Source organism: Flavobacterium sp. UGB4466 (assembly GCF_903469665.1).
GTDB classification, from domain to species: domain Bacteria; phylum Bacteroidota; class Bacteroidia; order Flavobacteriales; family Flavobacteriaceae; genus Flavobacterium; species Flavobacterium lipolyticum.
Genome location: NZ_CAGKLC010000021.1, coordinates 1 through 12925 on the forward strand (window position 1 = coordinate 1; position 12925 = coordinate 12925).

Annotated in this window: 10 protein-coding genes; 7 read left to right on the forward strand and 3 right to left on the reverse strand. The window is 32.9% G+C overall.

Going from position 1 to position 12925, the window contains the following annotated elements:
• Positions 1 to 182: 182 nt before the first annotated feature.
• Positions 183 to 707 carry a DUF4269 domain-containing protein gene (locus JO950_RS07950; RefSeq protein ID WP_202702164.1) on the reverse strand — a complete coding sequence of 175 codons (525 nt, stop codon included), beginning with the start codon at positions 705 to 707 and terminating at the stop codon, positions 183 to 185.
• Entirely contained in the window at positions 704 to 2230 is a 1527-nt protein-coding gene (locus tag JO950_RS07955; protein ID WP_202702165.1) for a glycosyltransferase family 39 protein, read from the reverse strand. Before JO950_RS07955 ends, JO950_RS07950 begins: the two co-directional genes overlap by 4 nt.
• Before the next feature lie 350 nt (positions 2231 to 2580).
• Between JO950_RS07955 and JO950_RS07960 the strand changes: the two genes are divergently transcribed.
• Complete coding sequence (locus tag JO950_RS07960; protein WP_237732312.1) at positions 2581 to 4287, forward strand: hypothetical protein; 1707 nt, start codon at positions 2581 to 2583, stop codon at positions 4285 to 4287.
• A 390-nt stretch (positions 4288 to 4677) separates the two neighbouring features.
• Here JO950_RS07960 and JO950_RS07965 read toward each other — a convergent pair whose 3' ends face one another.
• A complete protein-coding gene (locus tag JO950_RS07965; protein ID WP_202702167.1) occupies positions 4678 to 7068 on the reverse strand; it encodes an outer membrane beta-barrel family protein in 2391 nt (796 codons plus the stop codon).
• 138 nt (positions 7069 to 7206) lie between these two features.
• Between JO950_RS07965 and JO950_RS07970 the strand changes: the two genes are divergently transcribed.
• The 6 genes from JO950_RS07970 to JO950_RS07995 all read left to right on the forward strand — a co-directional run bounded on the left by JO950_RS07970 (position 7207) and on the right by JO950_RS07995 (position 12512).
• Positions 7207 to 8229, forward strand: a complete 1023-nt coding sequence (locus JO950_RS07970) for a sensor histidine kinase (protein WP_202702168.1) — start codon at positions 7207 to 7209, stop codon at positions 8227 to 8229.
• The gene (locus JO950_RS07975; protein WP_202702169.1) at positions 8226 to 8915 is read left to right on the forward strand and encodes a LytTR family DNA-binding domain-containing protein; all 690 of its coding nucleotides are present in this window, start codon (positions 8226 to 8228) and stop codon (positions 8913 to 8915) included. Before JO950_RS07970 ends, JO950_RS07975 begins: the two co-directional genes overlap by 4 nt.
• A 368-nt stretch (positions 8916 to 9283) precedes the next feature.
• On the forward strand, positions 9284 to 10873 hold the full coding sequence (locus JO950_RS07980) for a hypothetical protein (protein WP_202702170.1): 1590 nt from the start codon (positions 9284 to 9286) through the stop codon (positions 10871 to 10873).
• 46 nt (positions 10874 to 10919) lie between these two features.
• On the forward strand, positions 10920 to 11231 hold the full coding sequence (locus tag JO950_RS22235; protein WP_237732313.1) for a hypothetical protein: 312 nt from the start codon (positions 10920 to 10922) through the stop codon (positions 11229 to 11231).
• Between the two features lie 237 nt (positions 11232 to 11468).
• Positions 11469 to 12122: a hypothetical protein gene (locus JO950_RS07990; protein ID WP_202702172.1), complete on the forward strand. Its 654-nt coding sequence runs from the start codon at positions 11469 to 11471 to the stop codon at positions 12120 to 12122.
• A gap of 63 nt (positions 12123 to 12185) precedes the next feature.
• Positions 12186 to 12512 (forward strand): LytTR family DNA-binding domain-containing protein, encoded by a 327-nt coding sequence (locus JO950_RS07995; protein ID WP_237732314.1) that lies wholly within the window; start codon positions 12186 to 12188, stop codon positions 12510 to 12512.
• Positions 12513 to 12925: the final 413 nt, after the last annotated feature.

Here is a 12925-nt window from a genome sequence, read left to right on the forward strand (position 1 = left end):
GAACCTGTGACCTTCGGGTTATGAGCCCGACGAGCTGCCTACTGCTCTATCCCGCGATGTTTCGGGTGCAAAGATACACAGTTAATACGGTTATGCAAGCTAAAAATGAAAATATTTTTAAATATCTTAATTTTAGATGCAAAGTACTGGCGTACAGTTTGTTGTGTTTTGTTGAGAAAAGTTTAAATTTTATATTTCAGTAATTCAGCATACGGATCTCCATTTAAACCTAATAAAAAAGCAAAAGCAGGTTCAGTTTTGTATCCCTTTTGTTTGAGTTTGACAATCTCTAATCGGAAATTTTCACCTTTTAATTGCAGAATTTCATGTTCTATGAGCATGTGCAGATGCGCATTCTGTTGTTGAGTTGGAATATTTTGTCCAAAGATTTCAAATTCAAAAGGGCCTATTCTAAAACTTGCAATAATCGATTCTCTGTTATCAATTACTGTTTCCCGAATGGTATAATTGTTTTTGTTTCCAAAAGCAGCATGGAGTTTTTCGATAAATTTAGTTTTGTTTTTCCAGTAACAAATGATATCCAAATCACTACTTTCGATATCAATCGCAATGGGGATGGTGCCCACTAAAATAGGATCAAATTCAACTAGGTCGCCCAAAATATTATGCTGAGTCAGGGTTTTATAAGCCTGAATTTGTTTGCTGTTTCCGTTTTTTAGATAGTCGATAGTGGTAAAATCAATCATTTACTATAATTCGTTTCTTCTTTAATTTCAGCCTTCAGTCTTTTGTTAATGTCGATTTTGGCATTGATAAAAACAAAAATAGTCGCTCCATACTCTCTTGCATATTTGTTGGTGATCTCACCTGCAATACGTGAAGATTGAAAGAAAGGGCTGGTTTCCTGAAGTTCGGCAGTTCTTTCCCAAGAGTTTTTAACTCTGATGACATTTTTGTAGGGTACATCAAGAACAAACCAATTGAGATAATCGGCATTAAAAGACACCGCTTTTATCCCTTTTTTAGAGTAATAATTTATGGCACCGGCTTGTCCGTAATTATCACAGAGTACCAGTGTTGTTTTAGGATTTGGAATTAGGGCATAAACAGAATCTGTTTTTCGGGCGAGTTCTTTCCAGCCCAGCATATCGGCAAAATCTTGTGGCAGTTCGTGGTCTTTTCCATCTTCCCAACGCAGCATACCAAGTTTTTTGTAGGCCTCTGGATTTTTCACGATGTATTCCGGACTTTTATTAGGAAAGGCTAAGTCGTACATCGGAATAAAAAATAACAATGGAAGGATAATGAAAACAGGTTTTAGATAACGTTTCCAGCCTGTTTGCAATACCTGAGAAAGAAAAACAGCTCCAAAAGCAATATAAACAGGGTACAAACCGATGGCATAATAAGCTTTGGCTTTGAAATACAGAAACACTGCCAGTGTAAAAACCATCGAAGCAAAAAAGAATCGGTATTTTTCGAATGGCTTGTAAAACAACAATGCATATAAAGCGGAAAGAATAACAAAGAGCGAACCGATGAAAAATAACAATTGCTTTTTTAAAAAATCCATTCGATCTACATTAACAAGCTGCGTTTCGGCCAACTCTTTCATGTGATGTACAATGGGGAAATGGTTGTTGTACTGCCATAAAAGATTTGGCAAAATTAGAACTACTCCTAAAAGCAGTGCCCCATAGAGTTTTTTCTCTGAAAATATTTTTCTTTGACGGGATAATAAAAGAGCAGGTAAGAGGCCGATAAGGAGAAATAGCATATTGTATTTGTTCAGAAAGCCAAAAGCAAAGACAACGGACCCAATGTAAAAGCATTTTTTGTTTTCGGTGGTCATGTACTGCACAAGCACATAATAAAAAGAAGTCCAGCATAAGATGTCCAACGAGTTAGGCTGGTACAAGATATTGATTCGTAACAAGGTCGAGAACGTAATGCAGGTGGCGCCTAAAATTAGGGCGTATAAGTTTCCTTTCAAAGCCTCAATCGTTTTCCAAACCATCAAGAGCGTTAAAACTCCAAAAAGGACAGGGAAAAACTTGACCCAGAAAACCGAATTTCCAAGTAAAAGGATAAGGTAAGAAATCCAGGAAGTAACCGGCGGAACCGATAAATAGCCCCATGCCAAATGATGCGCCTGATCCAGATGCAGGTATTCGTCGCGCTGCAAATCATATTCGGGACTTATTAAGATATATTGCAGTATAAATTTTAAGGCGATAAACCCGAGTAAAATGATGGTTTTTTTGGTCATGGTGGTTTTTGGTTTTTTAAACGGTCGTTTTTGGTAATAGTTTAAAATTAAAGCTAATATAAGTTTATTTTGGATTTTGTGGTGAGATTTGTTTTGTTGTAATCTTTCTGAAATGGAATAAAATTACCCGATAATGGAGCAGGATTGCACTTTTAAATTAGATAACTTGCAATAATCAATTATTTAGAAGATAAATATGGTCTTCCTTAAAATTCAAATTGATCGGTTTTGAATTTCACCAATTCAGAATCGGTTTTATTTCATTGATTTATTTTTTTTTAATTTAACAGGTTATTGTTTTGAGAGAATTATCTAATTGTTTTTTAATTGTTTTAATAAATATTTTTTTTATGAATTTATCCTTTGGACAAAGTAGTTCAAAAGATAAAATTTACACGCAAACTGATTTTGAGAAAAACAAAATATTTAATGAAACTTATAGCTTTTGGGACAAAGATCGGAAGAATTGGTTTTCAGTATCAGCTGACACTTCAAAAATATCTTATTTTGTAGATGCCCGAAATTATAAAGGGATCGTTAATTACGGGGTAACTTTTCGCACTAAAACTTTTAGGAATTTTAACTTTTTTGAGCATTTGTCTATGTGTTTTTTAAAAGTTGAAATTAGTAAGTGTTCCTATAATCCAAAAGACAGTATTGCAGACATTGAAGGTTTTGTGAGTGGAAATAATGAATGGGGAGCTAACGTTCTGATTAAAACAAAAAGAGAAAAGGAGTACGTCGAAATCTTTTTGGGAGAAAAAATAAATACGACAAAGATCTGTTATTTGGGACAAACCGTCAACAAAGATTCTGTCGAAGTAAAATTAAATAGTAAAGAAGCAAATGAATTTACTGTCTTGGATACATTTCCTGCGTTTTATTTTAAAAAAAAATATTCTCATTACAAGACAGTTTTGGGAAACAGATTTCCTTTTAAAATAAGCGGTAAAGTCAATAGAAACTCGCTGCTTGCTTTCGGTTCAAGTTATTCTGAAATATTTGATATAGGAGCTATGATTTATGATTCTGAAAAGAATAAACGAAACAAAATAATCCGTAGGGAAAATTATGACTGCATCCCCTTAATTACAGCTAATAAACGGGTAGCAGATATTGAGAAAGAAAAAGTACAAAAACAGGAGATCAATTATTACACTTATACACAGAATGCTGAGAACTATATTCTAGGCAGGCAGTTTGGCAAAGCAAAAGAAGAGTATAATGTTTTAGCTCAAAAATATCCCATACTATTTGCGAGAGATATTCATAATGCTATGCGTTGCGCCATACTGTCAAGAGATTATAAAAATGCCTTTTGGTGGGGAGAAAAACTGGCATTAAAAGGCATTGAATTGCCGTATTTTAATTCTAAAATTTTTGCTGTTTTGAGGAAAAATGCGGAATGGAAGAGCTTTAGTGTCAAATACGATTCCGTTTCTAAAAATGCGCAGTATAAATGGAATTTAAACCTAAAAAAAGAATTAACAGATTTACTTGATGAAGATCAGGCTGAATATGGGCTTGAAAACCGAAAGAGTCCGAAAGTATTATATGAAACAACAGAAAAAGTTACCGGTAAACTGATCGATTTACTGAAAAAAGAAGGTTACCCTTCCGAAGAAAAAATAGGCAGTCTTGTAGTAAGGGATACTGTTTTGATCCCTTTTCCTGATTTTAATGTTTTAATCCTTCATGCCATACAACAAACGCCAAAAAATAGTAAAGATCTAAACGAACTGTTGGATAAAAGCACTATTAATTTGGAATACGATCAAAAAAGGAGTTTTAATAACACCATAGGGTATGGATCTTGTTTTCGTATTTATAAAGGCAATTTATACAGTTCCAAGTCGTGTGGAAGAACTAATGATGCTGAAGTTCGAAAAATTGCATTCAAATTTAACAACCCTAATGGTTTTATTACAGATTATGGTAATTATGTGGTTGAAGCACACGATTCCAAAGATGAAAAATTGGTTGATGAGGACTATAAAAAAAAATACAATTTAATCATGAAACTTACGGATGACTGGGCGTTTTATGATAAGTATTAATAATTAGGATTTTGATATAGTCAAGGTGTAGATGAGTTTGTAAATAATGTTATCGACTGCTTAGACCGGGGTTTTGTAAGAATAGGGGAATCTGATAAGGTTGTAATTGAAAGCATGAATTTTAGTAATGAAAAAAGCTCTTATACTTTGAAAAACGCTTTATTTAGAAAATATAGAATTAGAAGAAGTGTAAAGTGTCTGGTTTAATGGGAGGTGCATCAATTCCAGGGAGAACGACTATGAAAATAAATGTTATGAAGTTCTCAATGATGCTTTCGTGTTACAAAAGCCGGTTAAAAAAATTGGAAAGAGTAGTCCGTTAACCGGAATTCAAACTAATATACAAAGCTTCAGAGAAATCCGAAGCTTTGTATGAAGATCTAAACACATTTAGTTGGCTCTGCTTCTTTCTTCCTCATTTCCAAAATCACGTTGTTTGGATTTGATGTTTTGATTACCAAATTTATAACTCAATGAAATTCTGAAACCTCTCGTGTCTGAATAGCTTTTTACATTGGTTTTAATATGGTTGGAATCATAGGAAATCAATGGTTTTTGTGCGTTCAGTAAATCTTCGCCAATGATGGTAACCGAAAGATTTTTGTTGAAAGTTAACAGCTTAACAGAGATGTCAAGAATATTTAAAGTCGAAATATTAAAGATCTGATAACGACCAGGAAGCTGTAAACCATAGTTTAAGCCAAGAAATAAGGTTTTATTAGTGTTTATGGTAAAATCATTATTGCTGTAAAGGTATCCGTTATAACCATCGATGGACTGAATAAATGCAGTTTTTGATTTTACATTCTGATAGTTTAAATTGAATCCGGTAAAGCTGTTCCACCACGACCATTTGTTGAAATTATAAGAGGTCGAAAGTCCAATTTGGTAAGTATTAGCATAGTTTAAAGGCGTGTTTCTGGTAACATTCGTATTCGGATCGATGATCGATAATTCCTGTCCAAAATCGGAAACCTGAGAAAAGTAAACAGAGTTTACCCATTTTTGATTTCGGATAAACGAGAACTCAAAATTATCAATCAATGAAGGCTTTAAGTACGGATTACCTTCGGAATAATAATAAGGACTTGTTTTAATGACAAAAGGATTCAAATAATCAAAATCAGGTCTGCGGATTCTTCTGCTGTAGTTTAAGGAAAAAGAATTATTTTCGTTTGGTACATAAGTCAGATAAGCTGTTGGAAATAATTTGATGTAATTGTTGGTGTTCGTTTGATTCAAATTTTCAGAGTAACCTTTGGTTTGTGTTGCTTCGATTCGTAGACCAATTTGAGTTTCCCATTTTGAATTTATTTTTTTACTTCCGGAGAAATACAAAGCCTGATTGTATTCTTTATAATTGAAAACATTGGATTGATTGGTGTTGAAGACGGGAGTTCCGGTTTCGTTATCGTACACGATCAGATTGTTGTTTGTATTGGTGTGGAAAGTTTTCGCTCCAAAACTAAGATTTGCCCAATCGTACGGTAAAGTAACGTCAATATTGGCCGAGTAATTTTTGATTGCATTGACATTTGAATTTGTCGAAGAAAAGTAACCTCCGGGGATATTATTTTTACTGCTGTCCAGTTCATTCCCTGAAAAGAAACGATAATCTTTCTTGTTATACTCAAAATAATCCAAGTCCATCGAAATATTTTTTCCTAAACTGTCTAATACAATCGAATTATGAAAGTTAACGGCATTCATTTTCGGGTTATTTTTCGCATTCGCATTCGAAGCGATATAGGAATTCGCCGTTCCGTTTGCATTATCATAAATAGTGGTAAAAGGATTGTTTGCATTTACTTTATCCGTAAAACTGCCAAGGTATTTAAGTCCGGTACTCCATTTTTCGGTTACTTTATAATCAAGACCAAGGCCTAAACTTAAAACATCGGCTGTTGATCTGTTTTGAACGTCCTGTTTCCAGGTTTCGTCTTTGTAGAAAATAGAACTTTCAGAAGTAGTCAGTAATTTTTGTTTCCCTTTGCTTGCAGTGGCCTGTACCGAAAGGTTATCGTGATTGTACGTAAAAAGTCCGTTCACGTTTCCGCCTGCGTATGTTTTTTGTGTGTAGGATGTTCCAAGATTAGCATTCCATGAGTTTGCTTTTGCCGTTTTTAATTTAATATTAATAAGACCGCTATTGCCTTCCGCATCATATTTTGCAGGCGGAGTTGTAATTACTTCAATACTTTTAATATTATCAGAGGGAATTGATTTCAGAAATGCCGCCAGATCTTCCTGAGGCATTCTTTGCAAACGATCGTCAATCATTACTAAAATTTCTCCTTTACCTACAATCGAAACAACCTCGTTTTGAACCCTTACGGTAGGCGTCGCTTTTAAAGCATCTAAAGCGGTTCCTCCGGTGGCTGTTACAGAATTTTCGACATTAAAAACAAGGCGGTCTACTTTTTGTTCAATCAGTTTTTTTCTTGATTTCAGCGTTACCCCCTCCAGCTGTACCGATTCTTTAATTTCAATGATACCCAGATCTGTATCGTGATCAATTGTAACTTCGCGGTTCATATATTCTGTTCCAAATTGTTCCAATATCAAACGGTAATTTCCTTTTGGTACTTTCAGAACAAAACTCCCCAAACTGTCGGTTGAAGCCTGAGCAATTAAAGTTTTTTGAGAATTGAACAAACTGCCGATGATAAATTCAACAGCTGATTTATTTTGATTGATTACTTTTCCTTTAAGTTCGTATTGCTGAGCAAAAGAATACGTTTGAAATAAAAAGGCAAGTACTAAAAGGCTACTATTTTTCATGGTTTTTAGATTAATTACGCTGCAAAACTGCGCCGAAAAAATGCCTAAAACTACTTTTATCGACAAACCCCCGGGATTAATCTACAAACCCTGTTTTGGACTTTTTTATGAATGCATATCTTTGAAAAAAACAAAAAGATGTATAAAGGAACATTATCAAAAAAAGTAGAAGTATTCATTCACATTATATATTGGCTTTTGATGGGGTATTTCACCTTTGTTAAAAATTTAATCCAGGCCAAAAACTACACCCCGGATCTGTTCCTGTCTACGTATATGATTGTGTTTGTACTAACCTTCTATTTTCATTATTTTGTGGTGATGAAATTGGTTTTTAAATCCTTTCAATGGAAAAGATTTTTTGCAGGAGTATTGGTTTCGTACTTGTTTTTTACGGCCTTACGATGGCTGTTGGAGCAGGAGATAAGTCAAGTTTTATTCCATAGAATCAATTACACCAATCCCACCTTTTTTAATTATATGGAAGACAATCTGCACTACAGCAGCATGTCAGTCATTTTAAGTTCACTGCTTTGGTTTGTGATTTATTTTATTCGTTTGCTCGAGTACAATCAGGTTATTTTGGAAGAAAGCAAAAACACCGAAATAAAATTTCTGAAAGCGCAAATCAATCCGCATTTTATCTTTAATACCCTGAACAATATCTATTCGATGGTGTATTTTCAATCCGATAAATCGTTGATGGCCATCGAAAAATTAAGTCAGATCATGCGTTTTACCACTTATGAATCTCAAAAAGAAAAGATAAAACTGGCAGATGAAATCGATTATATTAAAGCCTATATTGAGCTCGAACAATTGAGGCATCAGGACAGTGCTTTTATTGATTTCAGAATTGAAACTCAAAATATTTCTGAAGAAATTCCGCCTTATATCTTGTCTCCGTTAATTGAAAATGCTTTGAAACATGGCGTAACATCCAATGAAAAGCCAATTTTAATTGAGTTACGTTTAGAAGATAAGAAGCTTAATTTTAAAGTAGTCAATGATATTGCCGTGCAAAAGAAAGACAAGCTGGGAGGCATTGGATTAAGTAATTTGAAAATGAGACTGGAAATTCATTATCCGCAGAAACATCAAATAAAAGTAGTCAATCAAAACAACCAGTTTACAGCTGAACTTGAAATAGAATTAAAATGAAAAAAATAAATTGTATCATATTAGACGACGAACCTTTTGCAGTAAAATTAATGGCAGACTATGCTTCTAAAGTGCCGAGATTAAATGTTTTATATGCTGATTCAGATGTTTTTAAAGCCATTGAGATACTGAACAATGAGACTGTCGATTTAGTCTTTATCGACATTCAGATGCCACAATTAACGGGGATTGAATTGATGCAGATGTTCAATCAGAAGCACAATTTCATCATCACTTCTGCGTATCCGGATTATGCTTTAGATGTTTTTCAGTTTCATGTTATAGATTATTTACTCAAGCCAATTGTTTTTAATCGTTTTTATCAGAGTGTAGAGAAATTTATCCGTTGGCAGGAAACCATGCAAAACCAGCAAACCGATGATTTTCTGTTTGTAAAAGCTGATCGAAAGCATCATAAAATAGCCACCGAAAATATTCTTTACATTGAAGGACTTAAAGACTACATCAGGATTCATACCAAAGGCGAAAAAATTATGGTTTTGGAAAACATGAAAGATATTCTCGAAAAACTTCCCCTAAATCAATTTGTCCGCATTCATCGTTCGTACATTATTCCAAAAAATAAAATAAAAGTGATCGAAGGCAATCAGATACAATTGACTGGCGGTGAACAACTCCCTATTGGTGAAACTTACCGAAAACTGGTGAGTGACTGGCTGAGTTAGTGGTCTGAAAACTACAATTGAGTCACTTTATATAGACGAACAATAATTAATCTTAAAACCTGTGAACCAAATTCACAGGTTTTTTATGTTTTTATTTGTAGGAATATACCGATTGTTTATTGAAAAATACCAGTTGTTTCTTTTGAAGTTGGTATCTGGTGTACGTGCTCTAAATTTACTATCATATCGATTAAAAGAAGGTAAATAGTTGCTAGTCTATAATAATTACTATAGGAGAAAAACATAATTGCTATTTGAGAATTTTGAGATTCTATAAAGTATATGGGTAGAAAATTAAAATACAATCTCAACGAATTTTAGTTTAAGGTTCAATAGAGTAAAATGTAATTTTAAATAATAGAAGAGTGATGCAAAAAAAGACAAACGCAGTTCTTAAATATATAAAAGAGGGAGTTCTTTTTTATATTTTAGTGTTAATGGTTAGTTGTCAAGATGACTTACACCATAGTGAAGACAAGAATACCTTAAGTCTTCATAGTAATTACGAAATAACAGATGGTACTATTAAAATTGAAAGCAAACAAAGGTTAAAAGCTATTCTGTCTTCATATCAGAATGATATAAAAAATCAAGATGATTTTAATGACGAAATCAGAATAATTCAAAATAGAGGTTTTAAGCCTTTAACACCGATATTTGATCGGAATGATAATCAAAAATTAGAAGATTTTGTACGTGCAAAAAAAGCAAGACAACAAAAAACAAGTTCTACTCATAGCAAAAATATTGCAGAATCTGTAGATGAAGATTTTGATGTTGAGGACGATTTGATACAAGACCCAGGCTTCGCTGCATTATTAAATGAGGAAAGAGAATTAATTATTGGCGATAGTTTATATAAATATACTGATCATGGATTATACTTCTGCCTAGAAAAAGACAGACAAAAACTTTATAATTATTTAAAAGATTTAAGTTCTTCATCAAAAAAAAATAATGGAATTGGAATGACTGCAAAGGTTCCGCAAGATAAAGATGGAATTTCTTTCTTTATACCAGAAGAAAGTACTTTTCAAATAGTTCCTAATTCAAATACACTAGGCCAAAGCTCTTTTTCTGGGCTTCCAACACCAAAATTAGCAAAATCGAGTTTAGAGATTTCGAGAATAGATAAGGATGGTTTTTTTGAAAAAATATTTGGTGAAACTGAAGTCGATACTGAAGATTTTGATGACGGTCGTAGAATTAAAGTTAAGTTTTGGAATCAAAATTATTTCATATTTTCTTCTTTAGGTTGTAGTGCCAGATTTCAAAAAAGAGTGAAGATTCTAGGTATTTCGGGTTGGCAAAAATCATATGCTGATCAGATTGAACTAGGCATTAATGATATTTCCTATGATTATAATTTTAATGTACCTGTTTATAATGCTGCTAAATATAATTATGAAAACTTTTTTATAGAAATAAACGGTGTAAAATATGTGGGATCAGGGAAGCAAATTATTGAATTTCCAAGTGGTTCAACAAATTTCCCTTTCGCAGGGGCTTCCCCGCAAGAAGTAACAGTTCGCATATTTAATAAAGACTTATTTGATGTAAAGTATGATGCGAATAAAGTTTACAATCAAGCGGTAGATTTAGCCGTAAAACAAGCATTTAAAAATATTGTATCACTTAATCCTTCTCAGGCATCACTTGCCAAGCAAGTAGAGAGTGGCGAACTTCTATATAAAGTAATTGCCGTAAATCCACTTTCTAATAAAGTTACTATATCTACACACGGAGTTAAATGGACAAACAATAATGATAATGCAATTACTCACTACTTTGATTTTAATTTCCTTTTAACATATAAATCTAATTACAATAATCCCGAAGATTATTTAAAAGGATTACAAGGCTCAAGAAAATATACAAGCATTAGAGCAGATATTTATGGAGCTGCTCTTCATGATAACATATGGAAAGGGAGAAGATTGATTTTAGGGAATAAATAAGTAAAAACGAGGTTAATTTATTTGGTTTGATTTTAAAATAATAAAAATGAAAAGGCACATCGCAATTTTGTCATTATTATTAGGATTTGTGAATTTAAATGCACAAAATGAAAACGATTATTTGGAGAATAATTTGTTAAAAGTAAATATATTGTCTTCAGGTATTACATATGAAAGGAGTTTAAATAAGAATACGACATTATGTACAGACTTGAATCTTAATCTGTGGTTTTCTTACAATAGTAACTTAGGTAGTAATTTATTATTTACACCATATATAAGAGAACAATACAGGTACTATTATAATATTGAAAAAAGAAATTCAAAAGATAAAAATAGTAAAAAACAATTCGGCTAATTTTATAGCATTGAATGGAAGTTACTATCTAAGACCTATTGGTAATTCTGTACATGTAAGTGTATATGATGGATTTACAGTTGCCCCAATTTGGGGGTTACAAAGGATGTATGAAACAGGGATAAACATTGGTTTGGTATTAGGTCCAAGTTATAATTTCGGGACAAAAAAAGAACCGTGGATTTTGTACCAGTAATTAATTCTACCCTGGGATGGGGTAATTGGTAAATAAAAAGTATGAAAAATATTTTCACATTGTTTTTTTTAATCTCATTAGGAACTTACGCACAAAAAATTAGACCTTTTGTTGGAGTTTCGGCCTACATTGATACAGACTTTGATGGATCACTTTTTGGCGATCTGAAAATGGGAGCGGAGTATAAATTAGTTTATTATTTGAAGCCGGAAATAGAAATTAATTATATGTTTGGAGCTCTTGAGAAACTTACTGATAGAGACAATACAGGACTGCTTTTATCTGAATATTCGAAAAAAGTATCTGCCGTAAATTATAGTTTTTGTCCTAAAATTATTCTAGGGAATAAAAATGGCGATGGTACTGGGTATTTACAAATTCTTCCTAAATATACTTATTCGAGCATTCAGGCAACCGGAAATAGATTATCTAGGAATCAGGGTAATTTGTCAAAACCTCTTGAAGAAAAAGAAAAAGTCTCCACTAATCAACATTCTTTCGGGATAGGTTTGGGATGTGCCATAGATTTGACAGATGACAACTCCCAGTCATTGGCAGTAAACATTTATTTTAATAATATAAATTATGGAAGTGCACTAAATATGTTGAAACAAGATAGGAAATTTAAAACACAAGATGTGATTGGATTTGGTTTAAATTATTACTTTGTTTTCAAAAAAAAGAGCAGAGTCTGAATTCTACTAGATGCCCAGGTAAAAGAACAGAGTGTAGAGAAATTTATCCGTTGGCAGGAAACCATGCAAAACCAGCAAACCGATGATTTTCTGTTTGTAAAAGCTGATCGAAAGCATCATAAAATAGCCACCGAAAATATTCTTTACATTGAAGGACTTAAAGACTACATCAGGATTCATACCAAAGGCGAAAAAATTATGGTTTTGGAAAACATGAAAGATATTCTCGAAAAACTTCCCCTAAATCAATTTGTTCGCATTCATCGTTCGTACATTATTCCAAAAAACAAAATAAAAGTGATCGAAGGCAATCAGATACAATTGACTGGCGGTGAACAACTCCCTATTGGTGAAACTTACCGAAAACTGGTGAGTGACTGGCTGAGTTAAGTGTTTAAAAATTGTAGTTGATTTATTGGATACAAATCGATTGCCCTTACTAAATTAATTTCAAGACCTGTGAATCAAATTCACAGGTTTTTTTATGTTTTTATTGCGAAAACACACCGATTATTTCTTAAAACACACCAGTTATTGCTTTTGAAATTAATCTCGAATTCGATCCTATATATTTGGTACAATTACGAAGAGAAAAGTCATAAAAACAAAATCTTTGTGCGTCATCAATCTTTATTCTTTGTAACGAATAGAAATTGTTGCACAACACCCTGAAATACCACTTTAGCAGGGAACTATTTCCCAATTTTTTGTTGATACATTAGAAACTAAGATGCAATTTATTTACAGTATCTGTTCGAATTGTATAATGGCATTTGCTATTTAAATACCACAACTTTTGTTTC